23 protein-coding genes are annotated in these 24,520 nt (G+C 65.6%); 7 read left to right on the top strand and 16 right to left on the bottom strand.

What is annotated here, in order from left to right; all coding sequences use genetic code 11:
* The first annotated feature begins 35 nt into the window (after nucleotides 1–35).
* From RTI28_RS21115 to RTI28_RS21100, 4 genes are all read left to right on the top strand, one after another.
* The gene (locus tag RTI28_RS21115; RefSeq protein WP_316922237.1) at nucleotides 36–380 is read left to right on the top strand and encodes a pilin assembly protein; all 345 of its coding nucleotides are present in this window, start codon (nucleotides 36–38) and stop codon (nucleotides 378–380) included.
* 236 nt (nucleotides 381–616) lie between these two features.
* Complete coding sequence (locus RTI28_RS21110; protein ID WP_316922236.1) at nucleotides 617–1,045, top strand: DUF4398 domain-containing protein; 429 nt, start codon at nucleotides 617–619, stop codon at nucleotides 1,043–1,045.
* 45 nt (nucleotides 1,046–1,090) lie between these two features.
* Complete coding sequence (locus tag RTI28_RS21105; RefSeq protein WP_316922235.1) at nucleotides 1,091–1,879, top strand: OmpA family protein; 789 nt, start codon at nucleotides 1,091–1,093, stop codon at nucleotides 1,877–1,879.
* 220 nt (nucleotides 1,880–2,099) lie between these two features.
* On the top strand, nucleotides 2,100–2,375 hold the full coding sequence (locus RTI28_RS21100; protein WP_316922313.1) for a type II toxin-antitoxin system Phd/YefM family antitoxin: 276 nt from the start codon (nucleotides 2,100–2,102) through the stop codon (nucleotides 2,373–2,375).
* 379 nt (nucleotides 2,376–2,754) lie between these two features.
* On the opposite strand, the gene RTI28_RS21095 is transcribed toward RTI28_RS21100, so the two are convergent.
* The 16 genes from RTI28_RS21095 to RTI28_RS21020 all read right to left on the bottom strand — a co-directional run bounded on the left by RTI28_RS21095 (nucleotide 2,755) and on the right by RTI28_RS21020 (nucleotide 20,330).
* A complete protein-coding gene (locus tag RTI28_RS21095) occupies nucleotides 2,755–3,081 on the bottom strand; it encodes a hypothetical protein (protein WP_042121979.1) in 327 nt (108 codons plus the stop codon).
* On the bottom strand, nucleotides 3,078–4,001 hold the full coding sequence (locus tag RTI28_RS21090) for an alpha/beta hydrolase (RefSeq protein ID WP_316922234.1): 924 nt from the start codon (nucleotides 3,999–4,001) through the stop codon (nucleotides 3,078–3,080). Before RTI28_RS21090 ends, RTI28_RS21095 begins: the two co-directional genes overlap by 4 nt.
* A complete protein-coding gene (locus tag RTI28_RS21085) occupies nucleotides 3,973–5,250 on the bottom strand; it encodes a flavohemoglobin expression-modulating QEGLA motif protein (protein WP_316922233.1) in 1,278 nt (425 codons plus the stop codon). The genes RTI28_RS21090 and RTI28_RS21085 overlap by 29 nt, the downstream gene beginning before the upstream one ends.
* A 19-nt stretch (nucleotides 5,251–5,269) precedes the next feature.
* Entirely contained in the window at nucleotides 5,270–5,815 is a 546-nt protein-coding gene (locus tag RTI28_RS21080) for a hypothetical protein (RefSeq protein WP_316922232.1), read from the bottom strand.
* A 27-nt stretch (nucleotides 5,816–5,842) separates the two neighbouring features.
* Nucleotides 5,843–6,547, bottom strand: a complete 705-nt coding sequence (locus RTI28_RS21075; protein ID WP_316922231.1) for a TetR family transcriptional regulator — start codon at nucleotides 6,545–6,547, stop codon at nucleotides 5,843–5,845.
* A 199-nt stretch (nucleotides 6,548–6,746) separates the two neighbouring features.
* Nucleotides 6,747–8,249, bottom strand: coding sequence for a lysine--tRNA ligase (gene lysS / locus RTI28_RS21070; protein WP_042121988.1), 1,503 nt, complete (start codon nucleotides 8,247–8,249; stop codon nucleotides 6,747–6,749).
* Between the two features lie 95 nt (nucleotides 8,250–8,344).
* Nucleotides 8,345–9,440 (bottom strand): peptide chain release factor 2 gene (gene prfB, locus RTI28_RS21065; protein ID WP_316922230.1). Its coding sequence is split into 2 segments (ribosomal slippage): nucleotides 8,345–9,367 and nucleotides 9,369–9,440, totalling 1,095 coding nucleotides; the frame shifts between segments, so codons are not numbered across the junction.
* Between the two features lie 265 nt (nucleotides 9,441–9,705).
* On the bottom strand, nucleotides 9,706–10,710 hold the full coding sequence (locus RTI28_RS21060) for a PleD family two-component system response regulator (protein WP_316922229.1): 1,005 nt from the start codon (nucleotides 10,708–10,710) through the stop codon (nucleotides 9,706–9,708).
* A 51-nt stretch (nucleotides 10,711–10,761) separates the two neighbouring features.
* Nucleotides 10,762–11,775 carry a chemotaxis response regulator protein-glutamate methylesterase gene (locus tag RTI28_RS21055; protein ID WP_316922228.1) on the bottom strand — a complete coding sequence of 338 codons (1,014 nt, stop codon included), beginning with the start codon at nucleotides 11,773–11,775 and terminating at the stop codon, nucleotides 10,762–10,764.
* A complete protein-coding gene (locus RTI28_RS21050; protein WP_316922227.1) occupies nucleotides 11,772–14,072 on the bottom strand; it encodes a hybrid sensor histidine kinase/response regulator in 2,301 nt (766 codons plus the stop codon). Before RTI28_RS21050 ends, RTI28_RS21055 begins: the two co-directional genes overlap by 4 nt.
* A complete protein-coding gene (locus tag RTI28_RS21045; RefSeq protein WP_316922226.1) occupies nucleotides 14,069–14,728 on the bottom strand; it encodes a chemotaxis protein CheW in 660 nt (219 codons plus the stop codon). Before RTI28_RS21045 ends, RTI28_RS21050 begins: the two co-directional genes overlap by 4 nt.
* Complete coding sequence (locus RTI28_RS21040; protein ID WP_316922225.1) at nucleotides 14,725–15,996, bottom strand: CheR family methyltransferase; 1,272 nt, start codon at nucleotides 15,994–15,996, stop codon at nucleotides 14,725–14,727. The genes RTI28_RS21045 and RTI28_RS21040 overlap by 4 nt, the downstream gene beginning before the upstream one ends.
* Nucleotides 15,993–16,520, bottom strand: a complete 528-nt coding sequence (locus RTI28_RS21035) for a chemotaxis protein CheW (protein WP_316922224.1) — start codon at nucleotides 16,518–16,520, stop codon at nucleotides 15,993–15,995. The genes RTI28_RS21040 and RTI28_RS21035 overlap by 4 nt, the downstream gene beginning before the upstream one ends.
* Nucleotides 16,521–16,527: 7 nt before the next feature.
* The gene (locus RTI28_RS21030) at nucleotides 16,528–18,150 is read right to left on the bottom strand and encodes a methyl-accepting chemotaxis protein (protein ID WP_316922223.1); all 1,623 of its coding nucleotides are present in this window, start codon (nucleotides 18,148–18,150) and stop codon (nucleotides 16,528–16,530) included.
* A 137-nt stretch (nucleotides 18,151–18,287) separates the two neighbouring features.
* Entirely contained in the window at nucleotides 18,288–18,962 is a 675-nt protein-coding gene (locus RTI28_RS21025) for a tellurite resistance TerB family protein (protein ID WP_316922222.1), read from the bottom strand.
* 579 nt (nucleotides 18,963–19,541) lie between these two features.
* Nucleotides 19,542–20,330, bottom strand: a complete 789-nt coding sequence (locus tag RTI28_RS21020) for an AraC family transcriptional regulator (protein WP_316922221.1) — start codon at nucleotides 20,328–20,330, stop codon at nucleotides 19,542–19,544.
* A gap of 463 nt (nucleotides 20,331–20,793) precedes the next feature.
* On the opposite strand from RTI28_RS21020, the gene RTI28_RS21015 reads away from it, so the two are divergent.
* Genes RTI28_RS21015 through RTI28_RS21005 form a run of 3 tightly spaced genes read left to right on the top strand, consistent with a single transcriptional unit; the run spans nucleotide 20,794 to nucleotide 24,413 of the window.
* On the top strand, nucleotides 20,794–22,422 hold the full coding sequence (locus RTI28_RS21015) for an APC family permease (protein ID WP_316922220.1): 1,629 nt from the start codon (nucleotides 20,794–20,796) through the stop codon (nucleotides 22,420–22,422).
* A 17-nt stretch (nucleotides 22,423–22,439) separates the two neighbouring features.
* Nucleotides 22,440–23,453 (top strand): Ldh family oxidoreductase, encoded by a 1,014-nt coding sequence (locus RTI28_RS21010; protein ID WP_316922219.1) that lies wholly within the window; start codon nucleotides 22,440–22,442, stop codon nucleotides 23,451–23,453.
* A 33-nt stretch (nucleotides 23,454–23,486) separates the two neighbouring features.
* Complete coding sequence (locus RTI28_RS21005; protein ID WP_316922218.1) at nucleotides 23,487–24,413, top strand: 4-hydroxyproline epimerase; 927 nt, start codon at nucleotides 23,487–23,489, stop codon at nucleotides 24,411–24,413.
* The last annotated feature ends 107 nt before the right edge of the window (nucleotides 24,414–24,520 follow it).

The raw sequence follows: 24,520 nt of genomic DNA, 5'->3' as shown, positions 1-24,520 counted from the left end.
CTTTAACCACTTCCAATGGTTTTACGGAGGACATCATGAAAATTCGCGAACTCGTGCGGTCTTGGGAACAGAACGCCAAAGGACGCCTCAGCCCCACCGGTCACATCCTGCACCTCGATGTCGAAGCCACCGCGCGCCTGGCGGCGCTGGCCGAGATGTATCCCAAGCGCAGTCCGGAGGAACTGCTGGGCGAACTGCTCGGCGCGGCGCTGGAAGAACTGGAAGCCAGCTTTCCCTACGTCCAGGGACAGCAGGTGATCGCCACCGATGAAGAAGGTGACCCGCTGTATGAAGATGTCGGGCCAACCCCGCGTTTTCTTGCCCTTTCGCGTCAGCACCTGCACGCCCTGAGCCAGCCCGGAGACGGCTCGGGCCACTGAAATTCCCGGGGCCGCGAGGCGGCCCCTACCCTCCCTTCACACGAAAAGTTCCCGCCCTTTCGCACTGACCGATCAGTCAGAAAAAGTCGCCATCAAGCGGCACTTTTTCTGAACTTTTGCGAAAACGCCCGACTCCGAGCCATTAGCCACTACGGCAAAAATCCCTCCCGGGTCCTGATCCGGTGAGGCGTGTCGATGGACTGTTACGGACCTCGTCGTTCATCAGGAGTGATCCAATGGAGTTGACCACCATGAAGACCCACATCGAGAAATCCCCGTTCCAGCTGCGCGGGATCAAGCTGGCCGCCCTGGCCCTGGGCAGCAGCCTGGTTCTCGCTGGTTGCGCTGGCAAGCCACCTACCGAGCAGTACGCCGTGACCCAGTCGGCGGTGAACTCGGCTGTCAGCGCCGGTGGTACCGAATACGCCGCTGTTGAAATGAAAGCCGCGCAGGACAAGTTCAAGCAGGCGGAAATCGCCATGCATGACAAGCAGTACGACGAAGCGAAGGTGCTCGCCGAACAGGCCGAATGGGACGCCCGCGTCGCCGAACGCAAGGCCCAGGCGATGAAAGCCCAGAAAGCTGTGCAGGATGCCCGCCAGGGCGTCCAGGACGTGCGCGAGGAAGGCATGCGCGCCGCCGACCCGCTGCAGCCGCAGCCATAAGCGCCGCCGCCCCGTGCATTCGAAATCGATCAAAGGATGAACATTATGCGTAATCACGTGATGATCCCCGCCCTCCTGGCCCTGAGCATGGGCCTGGTCGCCTGCGCCACGCCGCCGAACCCCAACCTGGAATCGGCGCGGACCAACTTCTCCGCCCTGCAGAGCGACCCGCAGTCGAGCAAGGTCGCGGCCCTTGAAACCAAGGACGCCCAGGACTGGCTGAACAAGGCCGACAAGGCGTACATGGACAAGGAAGACACCAAGAAGGTCGACCAGCTGGCCTACCTGACCAACCAGCGCGTCGAGGTGGCCAAGCAGACCATCGCCCTGCGCAGCGCCGAAGCCAACCTGAAAAACGCCGCCGCGCAACGCGCCCAGGCGCGCCTGGATGCCCGCGACGCGCAGATCAGGAAACTGCAGGAAAGCCTCAATGCCAAGCAGACCGAGCGCGGCACCCTGGTGACCTTCGGTGACGTGCTGTTCGACTTCAACAAGGCCGAGCTCAAAGCCAGTGCCTACCCGAACATCACCAAGCTGGCGCAGTTCCTCCAGGAAAACCCCGACCGCAAGGTGATCGTCGAGGGCTACACCGACAGCGTCGGCAGTGCCAACTACAACCAGAGCCTGTCCGAGCGCCGTGCCAACTCGGTGCGCATGGCGCTGGTACGGGCCGGCGTCGACCCGACCCGTATCGTCGCCCAGGGTTACGGCAAGGAGTACCCGGTGGCCGACAACAGCAGCAACTCGGGCCGCGCGCAGAACCGTCGGGTGGAAGTGACCATTTCCAACGACAACCAGCCGGTGGCGCCGCGTAGCGTGAGCAGCCTGCAGTAACGGTTGCCAGCTGGAAGGAAAAAGCCCGCCTTCGAAAGGCGGGTTTTTATTTTAAGCACCAAAAAAAGATTCTTTAAACGCACCTTTAAAAGCACTAACATCAGAGCCCTGCCCGGCAAAACCCTGATCGGCATTCCGCCTGTCGTGGATACGGCATCAGACTACCTGTCTCGTCGCCTGCGCCTGACATCACTCATCTTCAGGAAACGATTCCATGGCAATGACATTCGCGGTCCTGGCCGATGTAGCCGCATCGGTCACCGACCTTAAAAAAGATCCAATGGGCACCCTGCGCGAAGGCAAAGGCGAAACCGTGGTCATCCTCAACAGAAACGCACCCGCTTTCTACGCGGTTCCACCGGACCGCTACGAAGCGATGATGGATCTGATCGACGATGCGCAACTGGCGGAGCTGGTACGCCAGCGACGCGGCGAGCCCTCCGTCAAGGTAGACATCGATGAACTCATCGCCGACGCCGAGGGAAGCGGCAACTGATTACACACTGATGTCCGCAGTGATCTTCCGGGCCCAATCGCTGCACAGGTGTCTACACGTCGTTGAAGGCTTGCCGGGAAACCGCATCAAGGCCACCAGGTGCCTGTCTTGAGTCTTTCAGCGCCCTGAAGATCGAGCGCCGCCCGCGCGGCGCATCGCGGGGAGGCTGTTGGGCTCGGCTCGGTACCGCGTCGAACCAACAAGGCGGTCAACCATGGCCTGTCAGGCATAGGTACGTTGCAACAAATGTGGGAGCGGATTCATCCGCGATGCGCCGCGCGGGCGGCGCTAGATCTCAAGGGCACCGCACCTGTCACGGCGAGCACCTGGCAGCCCTGATGCGGTTCTCAGCGATGAGGCCCGAAAGATCACCCCAGGATCACTTCACTTCCTGCGGCGTCTCCTGCCCCATGCAGCGCACCGCCTGCTTCTTGTTGTCCACCAGCACGCCGGTCAGGCCCTTCTGCTGCATGTCGAACAGCACCAGCACGCCATCGATGCACTGGGCCATCTGCGGCGCGGGGTTGATCGATAGCTTGTAGTCCTCCCCCGGCACGCTCTTGAGCATGGTGAACTCCGACAGCAGCAACGCATCCTCCGGTTTGGCGAAATGCAGGTAGCCGTAGTACCACAGGGCGCAGACCGTACCGACGATGCTGCAGACACCGGTGATGATCAGGGGAATGGCGTTGCGTTCTTCACTCATTGCGACTTCTCGTCAGGATAATTGGGGACTTCGGCCAGGCGACGCAGGCCGTCGAAGTGTTCGGGATCATCGAGGAAACGCAGCATGACCTGGCGCCAGGTCGGGTCGCCGAAGGTCTGCACGTGCCCGCCGCGGACCAGTTGCAGCACCCGCGGCGGCGGGGCGGCCTGGTACAGGCGGATGCCGTTGGCCAGGGGCACCAGGGCATCGTCGATGCTGTGGAAGATCAGTTTCGGCGTGCGCTTGAGTTGCGCGATGGAGTGGATCGCGCTGTCGCCATCGGGGACCAGCCACGACAGCGGCACCTGCAACGGCCAGGTCAGCCAGGAGGTACTCAAGGCGAAGCGTCCCACGTCGCGGTAACTCGCTGGCACGCCATCGAACACCAGCGCCTTGAAGCGCGCCTGCTGCTCGGGATGCTGCGCCAGGTAATGGATCGCCATCGCGCCGCCCAGGCTCTGGCCCAGTAGCACCTGGGGCTTGCCCCGCACCTCCGGGGCCTTGTCCAGCCAGGCGAAGGCGGCGTCGATGTCCTGGTAGACCTCGGGCAACGTCGGCTTGCCCTGGGACAGGCCGTAGCCACGGTAATCGATCATCAGCACCTGGTAGCCCTGCTCCGGCAGCCAGTAGCTGGCGCCGAGATGCCAGGCCAGGTTGCCGCCATTGCCGTGCAGGTGCAGCACCGTGCCCTTCACCTCGACCCCGGCCTTGGCCGGCAGCCACCAGCCATGCAGGCGGGTACCGTCGGCGGCGGTCAGGGTCACGTCGCGCCAGGCGATCCTGGCCTTCTCGGGGGTGAACGGCTGACCGGGCTCGGGATAGAACAACAGCGAACTGCAGCCGGACATCCCCAGCAACGCCAGGCACAGGAAAAGCATCCCGCGCCAGCGTTCAGAGAATGTTCGAGTAGTCGGCTTCAATCCGGTCCAGGCTCAGGTGGTTGAGGAAGTTGGAGAAACACATCCACGCCGACAGGGCGTTGAGGTCACGGAACTGCTCCGGCAGGTACTTGGGCGGCGCCACCAGCCCTTCGTCCACCAGCTGGCGCAGGGTGCGCATGTCTTCCAGGGTGGTCTTGCCGCAGAACAACAGCGGGATCTGCTCGAGCTTGCCCTTGCGCACGGCCAACTGAATGTAGTTGTAAACCATGATGAAGCCCTTGAGGTAGGACAAGTCTTTGGTGAACGGCATGCCATCGGGCACCGAGCCACGGAACACCCGGCTGGCGTTGGAGTAGCTCTCCGCCATCTCGAAGCCCTGGGCGCGGAAGAACTCGAAGACCTGGAGGAAGTCGGCCCCCTCCTCGACCATGTGGATGGCGCGGGTCCGGTTGGTCAGTTTGCGCAGGCGGCTCGGGTAGGAAGCGAAGGCGATCACCTCCATGAGAATCGCCAGGCCTTCCTGGGTCACCGTCGACGAGGGCGGGCCCTTGGCGAGGAAGGTGCAGATCGGCTGGTTGAGGCCGTTGAGGGTGGTGCCGACATGCACCAGGCCCTCGTGCACCTCCAGGGCGCGCACGTCGCGGCTGTTGAACATCGCGTCGGCGCGAATCTTGATGTAGTCGGCGCCCGCCGCGGCATCGGCGACGATACCGTCGGACTCGAACACGCGGATGGTTTCCTCGGCCTCGCCGAACACCTTGTTCAGGCGCTGCTGGAGGATTTCCACGGCCTGCTTGGCGCTGAGGCTCTTCGGCTCGTCCTTGAGGTCGCCGCGACCGTCGATGTTGTTCAGGTAGTCCGAGAGCATCAGGCCGAGGTCGGCCAGGGTCGGATCGCCGGCGTGGAAGGCGTCGGAGGCGGCGCCGTAGAGTTCCTGGGAAATCAGGCCGAAGTCCTCGGTGCCGCGCGCTTCGAGCATGCGCACCACCATGCGGTATTCCTTGCACATGCGCCGCATGATCTGCCCGACCGGGTTGAACTGGCCCAGCTGGCGGGTGATATCACGCTCGATGTTCTGGAATTCCAGCTTCAATGCGGCGGAATCGAACGACAGTGGCCTGTTCAGGTAATAGGCACGGTCCACCGCCGGCGGCTCCTTGCCCTTGGCCTTGAGGAAGCCCTGGCGAATGCTGTCGTCCCATTTCACCGCGTCGAGCACGCGAATCGGCGTCTGTGCCTGGACAATGCGGTCGGACAGGGCCCGGATCGTCTGCTGGTACTCGTCCACACTCACTCCTCGTTGGTCTTTATTTGCCGGCCCGCTGGAAGCGCGCCACTTCGACGAACAGGTCGGAGTTGGCCGGATCATCCAGGTACGCCAGCACACGCTCGGTCGGGCTGTCGATCAACACCCCGTCGCCATTCCCGTCGGGCATTTCGACGGTGCGGCCGCTCAGTTCCTTCTTGTCCAGGGCCTGGGCGACCTGCTCGACGTCGAGGTTGTAGACCACCAGTTCCTTGTTATCGATCACTTCGAAACCGCCGATGAGGAAATTGCCGCCGAGTTTCTTCGGCACACCGGCGGAGAGGTACCAGCGGTTGCCGTGGTGGGACACGGTAAAGGCATACTCCTCGCGCGGCTTGCCCTTGGCGCTGGCCACGGCCTTGTAGGCGTTGCCGCCGGAGCGACTGATCTGCAGGGTCAGCGGTTCGCCCCAGGCATCCTTGCTCGACCAGCTGCCGAGCAGCGCCTTGGGCGCCGCCTCGTTGGCCGGAATGGGCTCGTTGAAAGTCACCAGGCAGCCGTTCAACAGCAGGAAGGACAGGGCCAACAGCACACGCCAGGGGTTCATCGAAATCTCCTTGAAAGCGCTCGCGGTCTATTCCGCCGCCAGCACCAGATGCAGGTAACGGACAAGAATAGCGAGCATCTGCCCTTCAGCCTGCGGTTTTGCGGCATCGAGCAGCCCCTGATACTCCATCTGCTCGATGATTGCCGTCAATACAATGGCGTCCTGTTGCGGCTGGCGCGAGCCCACCACCTGCAGGAGCTGGCAGGTGCCACGCAGGAGAATCTGCTCGTGAGCCTTCACCAGTTCGGCCAGGCGCGGGCACAGCAGGGCCTCCTGGCGGAAGGCCTGCTCGGCCATGAGGAAGTCGCGACGGTTGTGCAACTGGCGCTGGACGTACTCGGCGGTCATCTGCGCCACCTCGTCGGCCAGCCGCGCGCGCGAGGCCGGGCTGCCGTCGCCGCGGGCGACGAGCTGGCGCAGGAGCACCTCGGTGTTCTCCCACAGCTTGGCCATATAGGCGGCGCTGCGTTCGACGTACTGGGCGAAGGTGTCGCTGAGCAGGTCCTGGATATCGTTGAAGTAGTAGGTGGTGGCGGACAGCGGCACTCCCGCCTCCGCCGCGACGGCGCGATGGCGTACGCCACGCACGCCGTCACGCACGACGATGCGCATGGCGGCGTCGAGAATCTGCTGGCGGCGCTGCTCGCTGCCCTGGCGGCTGGCCTTGCGGCCCTGGTACTGGACGCTTTCGGCGACCGCGGTGGCGACGCCGGCGGCGCCTTGTTGAGCCATTGCGGGAGTCACTGGGGTTACCTCGGGTTCGGTGAGCGGGGGCCGCTGTGCGGCCCTTTCGCGGGCAAGCCACGCTCCTACGGGGGGCGCGTTCCTCTGTAGGAGCGTGGCTTGCCCGCGAAAGGACCGCAAAGCGGTCCCCCTGCACATTTTGAAGGACATGAAAAAGCCGCCTCGGAAGGCGGCTTGTTCAGATCACTCAGGCCTGCGGACGCATGTGCGGGAACAGGATCACGTCGCGGATCGACGGCGAGTTGGTCAGCAGCATGACCAGACGGTCGATGCCGATGCCCTCACCCGCAGTCGGCGGCATGCCGTATTCCAGGGCGCGGACGAAGTCGGCGTCGAAGTGCATGGCTTCGTCGTCACCGGCATCCTTCTCGGCCACCTGGGCGAGGAAGCGCTCGGCCTGGTCTTCGGCGTCGTTGAGCTCGGAATAGGCGTTGGCGATCTCGCGGCCACCGATGAACAGCTCGAAACGGTCGGTGACGTTCGGGTTGCGGTCGTTGCGACGGGCCAGCGGCGAGACTTCGAACGGATATTCGGTGATGAAGTGCGGCTGCTCCAGCTTGCTCTCCACCAGTTCTTCGAAAATCATCACCTGCAGCTTGCCCAAGCCTTCGTGGCCGAGGACCTTGGCACCGGCTTTCTTGGCGATTTCACGGGCTTTGTCGACGTCCAGCAGGTCGGCTTCGGTCAGTTCCGGGTTGTACTTGAGGATCGAGTCGAACACCGACAGGCGCACGAACGGCTCGCCGAAGTGGAACACCTTGTCGCCGTACGGCACGTCGGTAGTGCCCAGGACCAGCTGCGCCAGCTCGCGGAACAGTTCCTCGGTGAGGTCCATGTTGTCGGTGTAGTCGGCGTAGGCCTGGTAGAACTCGAGCATGGTGAACTCAGGGTTGTGCCGGGTCGAGACGCCTTCGTTGCGGAAGTTGCGGTTGATCTCGAAGACCTTCTCGAAACCACCGACCACCAGGCGCTTCAGATAGAGCTCCGGCGCGATACGCAGGAACATCGGCATGTCCAGGGCGTTGTGGTGGGTTTCGAACGGCTTGGCCGCGGCGCCGCCAGGGATGGTCTGCAGCATCGGCGTCTCGACTTCGAGGAAGTCGCGCTTGGCCAGGAAGCTGCGGATGTGCGAGATGACCAGGGAACGCACGCGGAAGGTTTCGCGGGTTTCCTCGTTGACGATCAGGTCGACGTAGCGCTGGCGGTAGCGCTGCTCGGTGTCGGTCAGGCCGTGGTGCTTGTCCGGCAGCGGGCGCAGCGACTTGGTCAGCAGGCGCACGCTGGTCATTTCCACGTACAGGTCGCCCTTGCCGGAACGGGCCAGGGTGCCTTCGGCGGCGATGATGTCGCCGAGGTCCCAGGTCTTCACCGCGGCCAGGGTCTCTTCCGGCAGGGTCTTGCGGTTGACGTAGACCTGGATGCGCCCGGTCATGTCCTGGATGACCATGAACGAACCGCGGTTGAGCATGATGCGACCGGCAACCTTGACCGGAATCGCTGCTGCTTCCAGCTCTTCCTTGGTCTTGTCGACATACTGCTTCTGCAGGTCGTTGCAGTAGCTGTCGCGGCGGAAGTCGTTGGGGAAGGCCTGGCCCTTGGCGCGCTCGGCGGCAAGTTTTTCCTTGCGCAGGGCGATCAGGGCGTTTTCTTCCTGTTGCAGGTCTTGCGATTCGGTCTTGAGGTCGCTCATATCGTCATTCTTTCCATCAGGTATTCGTTGCCCTTTCCGGGCAGGGCACGCGCTCCCCGGCGCAAGGCCGGGGTCCCGCGGCAGTGGTGTACGGCTTACAGCCCCTGCTTGAGGCTCGCTTCCAGGTACTGGTCGAGGTCGCCGTCCAGGACCTTCTGGCAGTCGCTGCGCTCGACGCCGGTACGCAGGTCCTTGATGCGCGAGTCATCCAGCACGTAGGAACGGATCTGGTGACCCCAGCCGATGTCCGACTTGCTGTCTTCCAGGGCCTGGGAAGCGGCATTGCGCTTCTGCATCTCCAGCTCGTACAACTTGGCCCGCAGCATTTTCATGGCGGTGTCCTTGTTGGCGTGCTGGGAACGTTCGTTCTGGCAGGCAACCACGGTGTTGGTCGGTACGTGGGTGATACGCACCGCCGAGTCGGTGGTGTTGACGTGCTGACCACCGGCACCCGAGGAGCGGTAGGTGTCGATGCGCAGGTCGGACGGGTTGATCTCGATCTCGACCTTGTCGTCGATCTCGGGCGAGACGAACACCGCCGAGAACGAGGTATGACGGCGCGCGCCGGAGTCGAAGGGGCTCTTGCGCACCAGGCGGTGCACGCCGATCTCGGTGCGCAGCCAGCCGAAGGCGTACTCGCCTTTGATGTGCACGGTAGCGCCCTTGATGCCGGCGACCTCGCCTTCGGACAGTTCGATGATGGTCGCGTCGAACCCGCGCTTGTCGGCCCAGCGCAGGTACATGCGCAGCAGGATGTTGGCCCAGTCCTGCGCTTCGGTACCGCCGGAGCCGGCCTGGATGTCCAGGTAGGCGTTGTTCATGTCCATCTCGCCGCTGAACATGCGACGGAACTCGAGCTGGGCCAGGTGTTCTTCGAGGTTCTGCAACTCGGCCACGACGTCGTCGACGGCACCCTCGTCGTTCTCCTCGACGGCCATGTCGAGCAGGTCCTTGCAGTCGGCCAGGCCGCCGGAGAGCTTGTCCAGGGTTTCGACGACCTGCGCCAGCATGGCGCGCTCGCGGCCCAGGCCCTGGGCGTATTCCGGCTTGTTCCAGACGTTCGGGTCTTCGAGCTCGCGGTTGACTTCGATCAGGCGGTCATGCTTGTGATCGTAGTCAAAGATACCCCCGAATGGACTCGGAACGCTCGGTGAGGTCCTTGATGGTATTCAGAATCGGGTTGATTTCCATGGGCGGGCAGCTCTCGTGCGTAATTCGGTGAAAAGCCGGGGAGTATAGCGCAGGCGGGGGGACGGGCGACAAGCGGCAAGCTACAGGCGGCAACTATCAATGGCCTTGTGCACGTTCCTGTAGGAGCTGGCTTGCCTGCGAAAGGAGCGCAACGCGGTCCCGAAGATCTCATTGCCGCATTCATTCGGGACCGCTACGCGCTCCTTTCGCAGGCAAGCCAGCTCCTACAGGACCACGCACAAGGGCAGTGAGTCGCAGCAGTCGATCAGGCCACGCCGACCCGGTTGCGGCCCTCGTTCTTGGCCCGGTAGAGCGCATCGTCCGCCGCCGAGATCAGTTGCCGGCAATGGCTGCCGATGGCCGGGGTATGGGTGGCCAGGCCGATACTCACGGTCAGCCAGGAATTCTCGGCCGGCCGGGTATGGGCAATCCGCGCCGCTTCCACGGTCTGGCGCAGCTTCTCCGCCACCAGTCGCGCCCCTCCCGGCGAAGTGTTCGGCAGGACCAGGGCGAATTCCTCGCCGCCATAACGCGCCGGCAGATCGCTGGGCCGCGCGCAGCAGGCACGGATCGCCTCGGCGACCTGACGCAGGGCCTCGTCGCCGGCCAGGTGGCCGAAGGTGTCGTTGAACGCCTTGAAATAGTCGACGTCGATCATCAGCAGCGACAACTGCGCCTGTTCGCGCATCGCCCGCCGCCATTCCAGCTCCAGGTACTCGTCGAAATGGCGGCGGTTGGACAGCCCGGTGAGGCCGTCGGAGTTCATCAGGCGCTGCAGCACCAGGTTGGTATCGAGCAGTTGCTGCTGGCTGACGCGCAGGGCGCGGTAGGCCTCGTCGCGCTGCAGCAGGGTCATATAGGAGCGCGAGTGATAACGGATGCGCGCCACCAGCTCGATGTTGTCCGGCAGCTTGACCAGGTAGTCGTTGGCCCCGGCGGCGAAGGCCGCGCTCTTGACCAGCGGGTCTTCCTTGGTCGACAGGACGATGATCGGGATGTCCTGGGTCGCCGGGTTGGCGCGGTACTCGCGGACCAGGGTCAGGCCGTCGAGGCCCGGCATGATCAGGTCCTGCAGGATCACCGTCGGCTTGATCCGGATGGCCTGGGCCACGGCATCGTGCGGATCGGCACAGAAGTGGAAGTCGATGTTGTCTTCCTGGGCCAGGCCGCGGCGCACGGCTTCGCCGATCATCGCCTGGTCGTCGACCAGCAGGACCATCGCCGAATTCTCGTCAGCAGTTGAAAAGCCGTCGATCGGTAGATCATTCATGCGCTGTCACCTGGGCACTGCCGGCTGGCCGGCGTGGCTGAATACATATCGTCATTTCGGGAAAAATTCCATTAGTCGTGGGGCGATCCGCTCCAGCGGACGCACTTCCACGGCCGCGTCAATGGTCACGGCCGCCTTGGGCATGCCGTACACCGCACTGCTTTGCTGGTCCTGGGCGATGGTCAGGAAGCCCTGCTCGCGCATGAGCTTGAGCCCCTGCGCGCCATCGCGGCCCATGCCGGTGAGCAGCACGCCCACCGCATCGCCGCGCCAGAACCGCGCCACACTCTCGAAAAACACGTCGATCGAGGGGCGATAGATTTCGTTCACCGGCTCCGCCGTATAAGCCAGGGTGCAGTCCTTGAGCAGGCGGATGTGGTGGTTGGTGCCGGCCAGCAGGACCTGCCCCGGCTGCGGCGGCTCGCCCTCGCGGGCCAGGCGTACGGCCTGGCCGGAGGTGCTGCTGAGCCATTCGGCCATGCCCGCGGCGAACACCTGGTCGACATGCTGGACCAGCACGATGGAGGCCGGAAACGCCTTGGGCAGCCCCTTGAGCAGGACCTCCAGGGCCGCCGGCCCGCCCGCCGACGAACCGATCGCGACCAGGCCCTGGCGCTGCGCGGCCTGGCGCAGCGGCGCCGAGACCGGGCGCACGCTGCTGGCGCGCTGCTGGCCGATCAGCCAGGAGATATTGAGGATCTTGCGCAGCAACGGCGCCGCCGCCTCTTTCGGGTCGCCGCCACCGAGCACCGGGGTGTCGACCACATCGAGGGCGCCATGGCCCATGGCCTCGAACACCCGGTGCACGTTCTGCCGGCGATCGACGGTGACGATGACGATGGCACAGGGCGACTCGGCCATGATCCGCCTGGTCGCCTCGACCCCGTCCATCTGCGGCATGATCAGGTCCATCAGCAGCAGGTCGGGAGTCTGCTCGGCACAACGGCGCACCGCCTCGGCACCATCGCTGGCGACCCAGATCACCTCGTGCGCCGGCTCGAAGGCCAGCGCCCGGCGCAGGGCCTCGACGGCCAGTGGCATGTCGTTGACGATCGCGATCTTCATCCCTGCGCTCCCCCGATCAATTCGACCACGGCGTCCAGCAAGGCATCGTCATGGAAGCTGGCCTTGGCCAGATAATAGTCGGCGCCAGCATCCAGCCCGCGCCGCCGATCTTCCTCGCGATCCTTGTACGACACCACCATCACCGGCAGCGATTGCAGACGGCTGTCGCGGCGCAGCAGCGTGACCAGCTCGATACCGTCCATGCGCGGCATGTCGATATCGGTGATCAGCAGGTCGAAGTCCTCGCTGCGCAAGGCGTTCCAGCCGTCCATGCCATCCACCGCCACCGCCACCTCGTAGCCGCGGTTGCTCAGCAGCTTGCGTTGCAGCTCGCGCACGGTGAGCGAGTCGTCCACCACCAGCACGCGCTTGCGCGCCACTTCGCGGGCCGCGCCGCGGCGCTCGATACGTTCCAGGCGTCCGGTGCTGAGGAGTTTTTCCACCGAGCGCAGCAGGTCCTCGACGTCGACGATCAACACCACCGAGCCGTCGTCCAGCAGGGCGCCGGCAGAGATGTCCTGGATCTTGCCCAGGCGCGCGTCCAGCGGCATCACCACCAGCACCCGCTCGCCGATCAGGCGGTCCACGGCCACGCCGTAGAGGGTGTCGCGCTCGCGGATCACCACCACCTTGATGCGCTGCTCGCTGTTCTGGCTGGCCGGACGGTTGAGCAACTGGCTGGCCGAGACCAGGCCGATATGCCGCCCCTCGTGCCAGAACTGCTGGCGCCCCTCGATCTGCACGATGGCTTCGGGTGGCAGTTCCAGGGTGCGTTCGATATGGGCCAGGGGGAAGGCATAGGCCTCGCCGCTGACTTCCACCACCAGGCTGCGCACCACCGACAGGGTCAGCGGCACTTCCAGGTGGAAGCGGCTGCCCTGGCCGCCGCTCTGGGTCATCTCGATCTGCCCGCGCAACTGGCGGACCATATGCTGCACCGCGTCCAGGCCGACGCCGCGCCCGGACACCTCGGTGACCTTGTCGCGCAGGCTGAAGCCGGGCAGGAAGAGGAAGGTCAGCAGCTCCGCCTCGCTCATCTGCGCCACGGTCTCGGCGGGCGACAGGTTGCGCTCGACGATGCTGCGCCGCAGACGCTCGAGATCGACCCCGCCACCGTCGTCGCTGAGTTCGAGAATCAGCAGGCCGGCCTGGTGCGACGCACGCAGGCGAATGCTGCCTTCGCTCGGCTTGCCCGCCAGCAGGCGCTGCTCGGGCATTTCGATGCCGTGGTCGACGGCGTTGCGCAGCAGGTGGGTCAGCGGCGCCTCGAGCTTTTCCAGGACATCCCGGTCGACCTGGGTCTTGTCGCCCTCGATCTCCAGGCGCACCTGCTTGCCGAGGGAGCGGCCGAGGTCACGGACCATGCGGCTCTGCCCGGTGAGGACATCGGCGAACGGGCGCATGCGGCAGGCTAGCGCGGTGTCGTAGAGCAGTTGCGCGCGCTGCCCGGCCTGCCAGCCCAGTTCGTCGAAATCGGTCACCTGCTGCATCAGCATCTGCTGCGCCTCGCCCAGCAACTGCTGGGTCAGGGCCAGGGCTTCGGTGACCTCCTCGCCCTGCTCTCCCGCCTCGATCTGCGCCTTGAGCCCGTCAAGCGCGCGCATGCTCTGGCCATGCACCCGCTTGAGCCGCTGCAGCGTGGCGAGAAACGGCTTGAAGCGCTGGGTTTCCACCAACGCCTTGCTGGACAGGTCGAGCAGGCTGTTGAGGCGCTCGGCGGTGACCCGCAGCACGCGCTCGCCGCCTTCGGCGCTCTTGCCCTTGCGTGGCCGGCGCGGCTCGGGTTCCGCCTCGGCTTCGGCCTCGACCTCTGGCTCGGCAGGCACGGGCGCGGGCAGCGGTTCGGGCTCGACCAGCGGCGCCACACTCGGCGCGACCACGGGCGCCGGCGCCGCTGCGGCCTGCGCGCCGGGCTGCAGCAGGCTGGCCATCTGCACCAGGAACGCCTGCACCGCCGCGTCGACGGCGGCATCCCCCGGCGTGGCGACGCGCATCAACAGATCGGTGCCCTGGAGCAGGGCGTCGATATGTTCCGGACGCAGGCGCAGGCGCCCTTCCTGGGCTTCGACCAGGCAATCCTCCATGACATGGGCGACGCTGACCCCGGCATCGATACCGACGATCCGCGCCGCGCCCTTGAGCGAGTGCGCGGCGCGCATGCAGGCCTCGAGCTGGTCGGCCTGGGTCGGGTTGCGCTCCAGCGCCAGCAGCCCGGCGCTGAGCACCTGGGTCTGGGCCTCGGCCTCCAGGCTGAACAGCTCGAGCAGCGAGGCATCGCGCATTTGCTCTGGGGTCATGAAAGGCTCCGGTCGACGGCGGACAACAGCTGGTCTTCATCCAGAATTCGCACGCTTCGCCCACGCCACTGCAGGACCTGGCGGGTAAAGCGGTTTTCGTGGCCGGCCTCGCCGTGCAGGTGCTGGTCGAGGGCATGGATGCCGTCGACTTCGTCCACCGGCAACACCACTGCGCCGCCCTTGGCCGCGAGGATCAGCATGCGCGGCATGACCCGCGCGGAATTGACCGCTGCCGGGGTCAGCTCGAGACCGAGCAGATCGCTCAGGGACAGGCACGGCACCAGCGCGCCGCGCACATTGGCCACCCCCTGCAGCACACGCGAACGCTGGTGCGGCAACGAATGCACCGGCTGCAGCGGTGCGACTTCGGCCAGGCAGCGGGTGACCAGGGCCAGCCATTCCTCGCCGAGGCGGAACAGCAGCAACGACGGCCCGTGCTCGACCTGCTCCTCGACCGCGTCGCGGACATGGGCGTCCTGGGCCAGGGCATAGCGGTCCAGCAGGCGCGTGGCGGCCGCGGCATACACCGCGCAGTTGCGACAGTGCACGTGCTCGGCGAGCAGCGGGCAACGCTTGTCGCCATGCACGCCGATACGGTTCCAGCAGTCGTCGATCTGCTCGACGTCGCCGGTCAGCATGTTGATTCCATCGATCATCGGTCAGCCTCCCGCTCACGGCGCGCGGCGCGTTCCTGCAGGCGCCGGGCGCCCACGGTGTCGCCCTGGGAGGCCAGCAGCGCCGCCAGGTGCACCAGCGCCTCGGGGTGCTGCGGGTCAAGGTAGAGCGCCTTGCGGTACTGGCTGATGGCGTCGGCGCTGTCGCCGGCGGTATCGCTCAGCAGGCCCTGCCAGTAGAACACCTGGGCCGCGGGCTCGAACTGCTTCAGGTAGCGCTGGCAGGCGGCGCGGGCCTCGGCGCTGTTGCCGCCGTTGGCGAGCGAGGCGATCTGCGCCAGCAGTTCCGCCGCCTGTTCGTTGCGCCCCGGCAGTGGAGCGCGACTCGTCGTGGGCGCAGGCGCGGCCAGCGAACGCCGGAGCGCGGGTGCCACGGCCACCGGCCGGGGTGGCGGTGCTACTGGCGCCACCGTCGGGATGGCCGCCACGGGCTTGCCCGGCGCGGGTGGCGCCGGCACCAGGCGCACGTAGGCGAACGACTGGGCGATCCCCAGCGGGCGCATGCCCATCCGCGCCAGCAGGCTGCCTTCGGCCGGGCCGATGAACAGCACGCCATCGGCATGGGTCAGGTTCTTCAGTACCTCGAACACCCGCTGCTGGGTGGCCAGGTCGAAATAGATCAGCAGATTGCGACAGAACACGAAGTCGTAGCTGCCCTCCCGCGCCAGCAGCGCCGGGTCGAGGACATTGCCGACTTCGAACTGCACCTGCTTCTGCACCCGCTCGTCGAGGCGATGGCCGTCCTCGCGCTCGCTGAAATGCCGCTCGCGAAACGCCAGGTCGTTGCCGCGAAACGAATTGCGTCCGTACAGCGCACGCTGGGCGCGGCCGATGGAATTGGGGCTGATGTCCAGCGCATCGACGCGAAAGGCGTGGGACGGCAGACCGGCATCGAGCAGGGCCATGGCAATGGAATAGGGTTCCTCGCCGGTGGAACAGGGCAGGCTGAGGATCCGCAGCGGGCGCGTCCCGCCCAGTTCCACCAGGCGCTTGCGGGCCAGTTCCACCAGCGCGGTGAACGACTCCGGATAGCGGAAGAACCAGGTCTCCGGGACGATCACCGCCTCGATCAGGGCCTGCTGTTCCTGGTGCGACTGTTGCAGATGCAGCCAGTAGTCATCCAGGTCGACCGCGGCCAGGGCGGTGCAACGCTGGCGCAGGGCGCGCTCGACCATCTGCTCGCCGACCGAGGCGACATCCAGGCCGATACGCTCCTGGAGAAAGCGAAAGAAGCGCTGTTCGATGCTCATGCCGACACCTCGAGGGCAGACCCGTCAGGTGGAAACAGCAAGGCGCGGACCGCGTCGCTGAGCAGGTCCTGCACCCCGATCCACTGCAGCAGCCCGCGGGCGTCCTCGCGGACCGGGCCGAGATACGGTGCCTCGCGGTTGTCGACGCCGTAGGGCCGGAACTCCGCGGGATCGCAGCGCAGGGTGTCGCTCGCCTGCTCGAGAATCAGCCCGAGCAGCAGTTCCGGACGCGCCGGATCGACCCGGTAATGCACCAGCACCAGGCGCGTGCTGGTGCGCTGCGGCGCGGGCAGGCCGAAACTGAGGGCGCTGACGTCGATCACCGGCACCAGCACGCCACGGTGGGCCAGCACCCCGGCGACATAGGCCGGGGCCTGGGCGATGGGCTTGAGCGGCAGGCGCGGCAGCACCTCGGCGATTTCCCGGGTGTCCAGGGCGAAGCGCTCGCCGCCGACACGGAACACCAGGAACAGGCGCCCCTGGCTGGCCACGTCCTGACTGTGGCGGGGCTTGAGATCGTTCATCGCCACGTCAGACTTTGAACCGCGACACACCGCCGCGCAGACCGACCGCGACCTGGCTCAATTCGTCGATGGCGAAACTGGCCTGGCGCAACGACTCCACGGTCTGGCTGCTGGCGTCGCTGAGCTGGGCCAGGGCGTGGTTGATCTGCTCGGCGCCGGTGGCCTGGGCCTGCATGCCGTCGTTGACCATCAGCACCCGCGGCGCCAGGGCCTGGACCTGATGAATGATCTGGCTCAGCTGTTCGCCAACCTGCTGCACCTCGAACATGCCGCGACGCACTTCCTCGGAGAACTTGTCCATGCCCATCACCCCGGCGGACACCGCCGACTGGATCTCGCGGACCATCTGCTCGATGTCGTAGGTGGCCACCGCGGTCTGGTCGGCGAGGCGGCGCACTTCGGTGGCCACCACGGCGAAACCGCGACCGTATTCCCCAGCCTTCTCCGCCTCGATGGCGGCGTTGAGGGACAGCAGGTTGGTCTGGTCGGCGACCTTGACGATGGTCACCACCACCTGGTTGATGTTGCCGGCCTTCTCGTTGAGGATCGCCAGCTTGTTGTTGACCAGGTCGGCGGCGCCCATCACCTGGTGCATGGTTTCTTCCATCCGCGCCAGGCCCTGCTGGCCGGAACCGGCGAGTACCGAGGCCTGGTCGGCGGCGGAGGTCACTTCGGTCATGGTCCGCACCAGGTCGCGCGAGGTGGCGGCGATTTCCCGCGAGGTCGCGCCGATCTCGGTGGTGGTGGCGGCGGTCTCGGTGGCGGTGGCCTGTTGCTGCTTGGAAGTGGCGGCGATCTCGGTCACCGAGGTGGTCACCTGCACCGACGAGCGCTGGGCCTGGGACACCAGGCCGGTGAGCTCGCTGACCATCTCGTTGAAACCGGTTTCCACCGCGCCGAACTCGTCGTTGCGCGCCAGGTCCATGCGCACGCTGAGGTCGCCGCCGCGCAGGACTTCCAAGGCCCGCACAATGCGCTGCATCGGCTCGGTGATGACGCGCATCAGCAGCAGGCCGCAGATGGCCGCGGCGATGATCGCCAGGATCAGGGAAATGCCCATGCTCAGCTTGGCCGTGGCCACGGCGGCGACGATATCGTCGGTGGCGTGATCGGCGTAGCGACGATTCCAGTCGATCAGGCCGTTGAGGTGCTTGCGGCCCTCGGTCCAGGCCGGCGCCATGTCGGCCAGCAGCAGGCGCTGGGCCTCGGCGTAGTCCTTCTTGCGATAGGCATTCAGTACTGAGGCGAGGGCCGCCTGGTAGCTCTGCACGAGGCCGTTGAAGGTCTCGAAGTTGGCCATGTCCTCGGCGTCGTTCATGGTCTTGCGGTAGTTGTCCATCTGCAGGCGCAGACGGTCGTCGTTGGCCTTGTACAGCGCCAGGTCGGCGTCGGTGATTTCGCGCTGGTTGCTCAGGCCGAGCAGTTGCTGGGTCTGCACGAAGCTGTCGACCCAGGCGCTGCGGATCATCGAGCTGTAGTAGACACCGGGGATGCTGTCGGAACGGACGTCCTGCTCGCTTTCCTCGATGGCCAGCAGGCGCGAATACGCGGCGATGACCATCAGCGACATGATGGCGATGATCACGGCGAAACTTGCCAGGATCCGTTGGCGCAATGTCCAGTTCTTCACAATCAGCCCTCGAGCGTTGTACGCGGCAGGAAAAATGGGCTGATTATAGCCTACGACCTACACGCCCATGGGACCGATCCTACAGGTTTGAATGGGCAAAATGACCACGTATGTGGCCATCTGCTCATTTTATTGACTCAGGTCGTGCGCACCTGCTTTTCCAGCTCGCTCTTGAGCATCGGGTCCAGACGCAGTTGCCGCGCCAGTTCGTCGAGGTAGGCGCGCTCCATGAAATGCTCTTCGTCCACCAGCATGACGCTGGCCAGGTACATTTCCGCGGCCATTTCCGCACTGCCGGCGGCGCGGGCCACATCGGCCGGATCCAGCGGCTTGTTCAGCTCGGCGTGCAGCCAGCCGCGCAGTTCGTGGTCGTTGCCGGACAGCTTGACGAACTCGCCCTCGATCAACTCGCGCTCGCGCTCGTCCACATGCCCGTCGGCCTTGGCCGCGGCCACCAGGGCCTTGAGGATCGCCTGGCTGTGCTGCTCGGCCTGGGCCGGCGGCAGGCGGTCGACGGTCTGCGGTTCGCCTTTGGGCGCCGCGGCCTGCTGCGCCTGCCAGTTGCCGTAGGCCTTGTAGGCCAGCACACCGAGGGCGGCGAGACCGCCGTAGGTCAGCGCCTTGCCTCCGTACTTGCGGGCCTTCTTGCTGCCCAGCAGCAGGCCCAGGGCCCCCGCCGCCGCGGCCCCGCCACCGACGCCGGAAAGCAGGCCACCGAGGCCGCCGCTGCTTTTCGACGAACCACCGCCCTGTTTCTGCAGCAGGTCCTGGCCGGACTTGAGCAGTTGATCGAGTAACCCGCGGGTATTCATTGCACGCCTCCTGAGGTGGAGTTTTCGGATCTGCATCAGATGAAAGTTCATTGATGACCGTCTGAAAATCGACCTGATCAATAGGGAAAATACTGATGGATAGGAAGCCGATGCTAGCCGGTGGTTTTATCGGGGCCTGGGGAAATTATATTTCTGCGGATTTCGGAAACCGCTCAAAGGCCGCCAGTTGCCTGTCTTGAGCCTTGCAGCGCCCTTCAGATCGAGCGCCGCCCGCGCGGCGCATCGCGGGCAACGCCCGCTCCCACATTTGTTGCAACGTGCCATGGCCTGTTGGATTTGAGTTGTCAGCCTTTGTTTTTTCGGCGATGCATCGCGGGGAGGCTGTTGGGGCTCGACTCGGTATCGCGTCGAACCAACAAGGCGGTCAACCATGGCCTGTCAGGCATAGGTACGTTGCAGCAAATGTGGGAGCTGGCGTTGCCAGCGATGCGCCGCGCGGGCGGCGCTCGATCTTCAGAGCGCTGCAAGCCTCAAGACAGGCACCTAGAAGCCTTGATGCGCCCCCCGACAAGCCTTCGAAGATGTGTAGACACCCATGCACTGATTGGCCGGGTTACCTCAATGGCGCTCCCTGAGCACCCCGGTCGCCTGCCGATACTGCGTCGGGGTAAACCCGGTCAGCACCCTGAACTGCCGGGTAAAGGCGCTGTGATCGGTATACCCGCACTGCAGCGCCACCTCGGTGATCGGCAAGTCGGTATGCAGCAGGCGATGGGCATGTTCCAGGCGCACCTTGTGGATCAGTTGCCGCGGGGTCAGGTGGAACACCCGCTTGCAGTAGCGCTCCAGTTGCGCCACGGAAATGCCGGCGATCTTCGTCAGCTCGCCCAGGGTTACCGAGCGGTGGAAGTTACCGCGAATGTATTCGTCCACCGCGGCCAGGCGCTGGTAGGCCGGGTGCGTGTCGCTGGCCGACTGCAGGTCCACGGAAATCCCGGCCAGGCCGATGATCTCGCCATCGCGGTTGTACAGCGCGCGCTTGTGGGTCAGGCACCAGCCCGGCTCGCGGGTGCCGTACAGGTGCAGCTCCAGCTGGTCCTCCAGCACCCGTCCTTCTTCCAGCACGCGCCGGTCCTGCTCGGTGTAGCCGGGGCCGAGCTGCGAGGGAAACACCTCGGCGCTGGTCTTGCCGAGCATCTGTTTCATGTGCTTCAGCCCGCACCGCTGGACCAGCGCCAGGTTGGCCAGCAGGTAGCGCGCCTGCAGGTCCTTGATGAACACCGTGGCATTGGGAAGGGCATCGAACAACGGCAGCAGGAACGCCAGGCCGGACAGCAGCTCTTCGATGCTCCGCGGACGCTGCTCGGGGTTGCCCTGGCAGAGGATGGCGAAGGCGCTGGGGTTCATGGGCGTCACTCCCTAAGTTGACCGACTGGTAAAAACTCGCAGCGAAGCGGCGAGCGCGGGGCAGCTTGCCGCAGCCCGGGCGCGCTGTCGAGCTTCGCTGCATGCCTTATGGGGCGTGGCTTGCAAGGCTTCAGAAAATTTCCGAAGAGTCATAGGGAAATTTCCTAACTGTGCTGATTTCGTCATCTTCCTTGAAGAAAACCATCAAGCGCCGGCGCGCCGATGAGTCCACTGTATTGCCCATCGACCGGGTCGTCGGAAATTTCGGCTTCAGGTCGGCGAAAGTGCGTGAAGGGTCGCCAGAAGTGTGTCCGGCGATCGCAAGACAATGACTCTTGAAGACGGACCTTTATAAAAAACGCGGCTGCCCACAGCCGCACTCACGGCCTGCGGGTGATCCCCGCGACCGTGCCGCAACGACATCCATTCTGCCTATCCAATAACCCACAAGAAGGCGACGCCCATGTCAGGCAAAGGCAAGTTCAAGAAACAACTTTCACTGATAGACCTCACCTTTATCGGACTGGGAGCCATCTTCGGTTCGGGCTGGCTGTTCGCCGCCAGCCATGTCTCCGCCATCGCCGGTCCCGCCGGGATCTTCTCCTGGCTGCTCGGCGGTTTCGCCGTGCTGCTGCTGGGCATCGTCTACTGCGAGCTGGGCGCGGCCTTGCCCCGGGCCGGTGGCGTGGTGCGTTACCCGGTGTATTCCCACGGCCCGCTGCTCGGCTACCTGATGGGCTTCATCACCCTGATCGCCTTCTCCAGCCTGGTGGCCATCGAAGTGGTCGCCGCCCGGCAGTACGCCGCGGCCTGGTTCCCCGAGCTGACCAAGGCCGGCTCCAGCGACCCGACCATCCTCGGCTGGCTGGTGCAGTTCGGCCTGCTGTGCCTGTTCTTCGCGCTGAACTACAACAGCGTGAAGACCTTCGCCAAGTCCAACAACCTGGTCAGCGTGTTCAAGTTCATCGTCCCGCTGCTGGTGATCGGCGTGCTGTTCACCTTCTTCAAGCCGGAGAACTTCACCTCCCACGGCTTCGCCCCGTTCGGCCTGTCCGGCATTGAAATGGCGGTTTCGGCCGGGGGCATCATCTTCGCCTACCTGGGCCTGACGCCGATCATCTCGGTGGCCTCGGAAGTGAAGAATCCGCAACGCACCATCCCCATCGCGCTGATCCTCTCGGTGCTGCTGTCCACCGCGATCTACGCCCTGCTGCAGATCGCCTTCCTCGGCGGCGTGCCCACCGAGATGCTGGCCAACGGCTGGGCCGGGGTGACCAAGGAACTGGCCCTGCCCTATCGCGATATCGCCATCGCCCTGGGCGTCGGCTGGCTGGCCTGGCTGGTGGTGGCCGATGCGGTGATCTCGCCGAGCGGCTGCGGCAACATCTACATGAACGCCACCCCGCGCGTGGTCTACGGCTGGGCTCGCACCGGGACCTTCTTCAGCGTCTTCACCCGCATCGACGAAAAGTCCGGCATCCCGCGTCCGGCGCTGTGGCTGACCTTCGGTCTGTCGGTGTTCTGGACCCTGCCATTCCCGTCCTGGGAAGCGCTGATCAACGTGGTGTCCGCGGCGCTGATCCTCAGCTACGCAGTGGCCCCGGTGACCGTCGCCGCGCTGCGCCGCAATGCCCCTGAACTGGTGCGTCCGTTCCGCGTCCGCCATATGGGCCTGCTCGGTCCGCTGTCGTTCATCATCGCCGCGCTGATCGTCTACTGGTCCGGCTGGAAGACCGTGTCCTGGCTGCTCAGCCTGCAGATCCTGATGTTCGTCATCTACCTGCTGTGCGGCCGCTTCGTGCCGACCATGCACCTGAGCCTGGCCCAGCAGGTGCGCTCCTCGGCCTGGCTGATCGGTTTCTACGCGGTGACCATCCTCCTGTCCTGGCTGGGCAGCTTCGGCGGCATGGGCGTCATCAGCCATCCGTTCGACACCGTGGTCGTGGCCCTGTGCGCCCTGGGCATCTACTACTGGGGCGCGGCCACCGGCGTACCGGCCCACCTGGTGCGCCTGGATGCCGAAGACGCGGAAAGCGAAATCGAACACGGCGACGTGGCGGCCCCGGCGGGCGCCCGTGCCCAGTTGTCCTGAGACGCGGAGCCAGCGCGATGAGCGAACGTATCAACCTCAGCCTGCAGCAGGTCTTCGACCTGGCGCTGCGGGCCCTGACCGCCAACGGCATGGGTGACGACCATGCCCGGGCGATCGCCAGGGTGATCACCCAGGGCCAGCGCGACGAGTGCCACTCCCACGGCCTGTACCGGGTGCTGGTGTGCGTGCGCTCGCTGCGCTCGGGCAAGGTCGATGCACTGGCGCGACCGACCTTGAGCCAGCCGGCGCCGTCGATCGTCAGGGTCGATGCGCACCACGGCTACTCGTTGCTGGCTTTCGAACAGGGGCTGCCGCTGCTGGTGGAGAAAGCTCGCGAACAGGGCGTCGCCGCGCTGGTGATCCGCAACTGCTTTCACTTCTCGGCGCTGTGGCCGGAAGTCGAGGCCATCGCCAGCCACGGCCTGGTCGGCCTGGCGATGACCCCGAGCCATGCCTGGGTGGCGCCGGAGGGCGGCAGCCGCGGTGTGTTCGGCACCAACCCGCTGGCCTTCGCCTGGCCACGGGCGGGTCGCGAGCCCTTTGTCTTCGACTTCGCCACCAGTGCCATCGCCCGCGGCGACATCGAACTGCATGCCCGCCAGGGCCAGGCGATTCCGCTGGGCTGGGGCGTGGATGCCGAGGGTACGCCGAGCACCGACGCCCGCGCCGTGCTCGACGGCGCCATGCAGACCTTCGGCGGGCACAAGGGCTCGGCCCTGGCCGCGATGATCGAACTGCTGGCCGGGGCGCTGATCGGCGACCTGACCAGCGCCGATTCCCTGGCCTTCGATGCCGGTGCCGGGGCCACACCGTGCCATGGCGAGCTGTTGCTGGCCTTCGATCCGCAGCGCTTCGCCGGTGCTGACCTGGTTGCCGGGCAGCAGCGCGCCGAACGGCTGTTCGCCGCCATCACCGACCAGGGCGCGCGCCTGCCCTCGCAACGGCGCTTCGCCGCGCGCAGGCGCTCCGAGGCCGAAGGCGTCTGGGTCGAGCAAAGCCTGCTGAACGATATCCACGGCCTGATGGCCTGACCCACCCAAAGCATTCACGAAGGGGACAGCTTCATGAAACAGATCCATGTCATCGATTCACACACCGGCGGCGAACCGACGCGCCTGGTGCTCAAGGGCTTCCCGGCCCTGGCCGGCGCGAGCATGGCGCAGAAACGCGATGCCTTGCGCGAGCAGCATGACCAATGGCGCCGCGCCTGCCTGCTGGAGCCGCGCGGCAACGACGTGCTGGTCGGTGCGCTGTACTGCGAGCCGGTCTCGGCCGATGCCACCTGCGGCGTGATCTTCTTCAACAACGCCGGCTACCTGGGCATGTGCGGCCACGGCACCATCGGCCTGGTCAATTCGCTGCAGCACCTGGGCCTGATCGCGCCGGGCGTGCACCGCATCGACACGCCGGTGGGCCAGGTCAGCGCCACCCTGCATGACGACGGCACCGTGACCGTGGGCAACGTGCCCTCTTACCGCTACCGCCAGCAGGTCGCGGTGGAGGTGCCGGGGCATGGGCGCTTCCTTGGCGATATCGCCTGGGGCGGCAACTGGTTCTTCCTGGTCTCCGAGCATGGCCAGGACCTGCGCCTGGACAACGTCGAGCGGCTCACCGAGCTGACCTGGAAGATGCTCCGCGCCCTGGAAGAACAAGGCATCACCGGCGAGGACGGGGCGTTGATCGACCATGTCGAGCTGTTCGCCGACGACGCCGAAGCCGACAGCCGCAACTTCGTCATGTGCCCGGGCAAGGCCTACGACCGCTCGCCCTGCGGCACCGGGACCAGCGCCAAGCTGGCCTGCCTGGCCGCCGACGGCAAGCTCGCCGCCGGGGACACCTGGGTCCAGGCGAGCATCACCGGCAGCCGTTTCCTGGGCCGCTTCGAATGGGAGGGCGAGCGGATTCGCCCGTTCATTACCGGCAAGGCCTGCATGACCGCCGACAGCACCTTGCTGATCGATGAAACCGATCCGTTTGCCTGGGGTATCTAGCCCGAACTGCACGTGCTCCCGTAGGAGCGTGGCTTGCCCGCGAAGGCTCGCGATAGGGGACCGCCTTGCGGTCCTTCGCGGTGGTTCGTCACACGACACGCCAGCTC

The sequence above is a fragment of the Pseudomonas sp. zfem002 genome, assembly GCF_032621685.1.
GTDB classification, from domain to species: Bacteria; Pseudomonadota; Gammaproteobacteria; order Pseudomonadales; family Pseudomonadaceae; genus Aquipseudomonas; species Aquipseudomonas japonica.
The sequence above is the reverse complement of the archived record's forward strand: the minus strand, read 5'-3'. Positions and strand labels throughout refer to the sequence as shown.

Excerpts from the sequence above, each read along its gene's own strand:
- RTI28_RS21025 (WP_316922222.1), bottom strand. The coding sequence starts at position 18,962 with ATGAATACCCGCGGGTTACTCGATCAACTGCTCAAGTCCGGCCAGGAC.
- RTI28_RS21115 (WP_316922237.1), top strand. The coding sequence starts at position 36 with ATGAAAATTCGCGAACTCGTGCGGTCTTGGGAACAGAACGCCAAAGGA.
- RTI28_RS21095 (WP_042121979.1), bottom strand. The coding sequence starts at position 3,081 with ATGAGTGAAGAACGCAACGCCATTCCCCTGATCATCACCGGTGTCTGC.
- RTI28_RS21005 (WP_316922218.1), top strand. The coding sequence starts at position 23,487 with ATGAAACAGATCCATGTCATCGATTCACACACCGGCGGCGAACCGACG.
- RTI28_RS21100 (WP_316922313.1), top strand. The coding sequence starts at position 2,100 with ATGACATTCGCGGTCCTGGCCGATGTAGCCGCATCGGTCACCGACCTT.
- RTI28_RS21045 (WP_316922226.1), bottom strand. The coding sequence starts at position 14,728 with ATGATCGATGGAATCAACATGCTGACCGGCGACGTCGAGCAGATCGAC.
- RTI28_RS21055 (WP_316922228.1), bottom strand. The coding sequence starts at position 11,775 with ATGAAGATCGCGATCGTCAACGACATGCCACTGGCCGTCGAGGCCCTG.
- RTI28_RS21110 (WP_316922236.1), top strand. The coding sequence starts at position 617 with ATGGAGTTGACCACCATGAAGACCCACATCGAGAAATCCCCGTTCCAG.
- RTI28_RS21105 (WP_316922235.1), top strand. The coding sequence starts at position 1,091 with ATGCGTAATCACGTGATGATCCCCGCCCTCCTGGCCCTGAGCATGGGC.
- RTI28_RS21040 (WP_316922225.1), bottom strand. The coding sequence starts at position 15,996 with ATGAGCATCGAACAGCGCTTCTTTCGCTTTCTCCAGGAGCGTATCGGC.
- RTI28_RS21020 (WP_316922221.1), bottom strand. The coding sequence starts at position 20,330 with ATGAACCCCAGCGCCTTCGCCATCCTCTGCCAGGGCAACCCCGAGCAG.
- RTI28_RS21060 (WP_316922229.1), bottom strand. The coding sequence starts at position 10,710 with ATGAATGATCTACCGATCGACGGCTTTTCAACTGCTGACGAGAATTCG.
- lysS (WP_042121988.1), bottom strand. The coding sequence starts at position 8,249 with ATGAGCGACCTCAAGACCGAATCGCAAGACCTGCAACAGGAAGAAAAC.
- RTI28_RS21080 (WP_316922232.1), bottom strand. The coding sequence starts at position 5,815 with ATGAACCCCTGGCGTGTGCTGTTGGCCCTGTCCTTCCTGCTGTTGAAC.
- RTI28_RS21010 (WP_316922219.1), top strand. The coding sequence starts at position 22,440 with ATGAGCGAACGTATCAACCTCAGCCTGCAGCAGGTCTTCGACCTGGCG.
- RTI28_RS21035 (WP_316922224.1), bottom strand. The coding sequence starts at position 16,520 with ATGAACGATCTCAAGCCCCGCCACAGTCAGGACGTGGCCAGCCAGGGG.
- RTI28_RS21015 (WP_316922220.1), top strand. The coding sequence starts at position 20,794 with ATGTCAGGCAAAGGCAAGTTCAAGAAACAACTTTCACTGATAGACCTC.
- RTI28_RS21050 (WP_316922227.1), bottom strand. The coding sequence starts at position 14,072 with ATGACCCCAGAGCAAATGCGCGATGCCTCGCTGCTCGAGCTGTTCAGC.
- RTI28_RS21075 (WP_316922231.1), bottom strand. The coding sequence starts at position 6,547 with ATGGCTCAACAAGGCGCCGCCGGCGTCGCCACCGCGGTCGCCGAAAGC.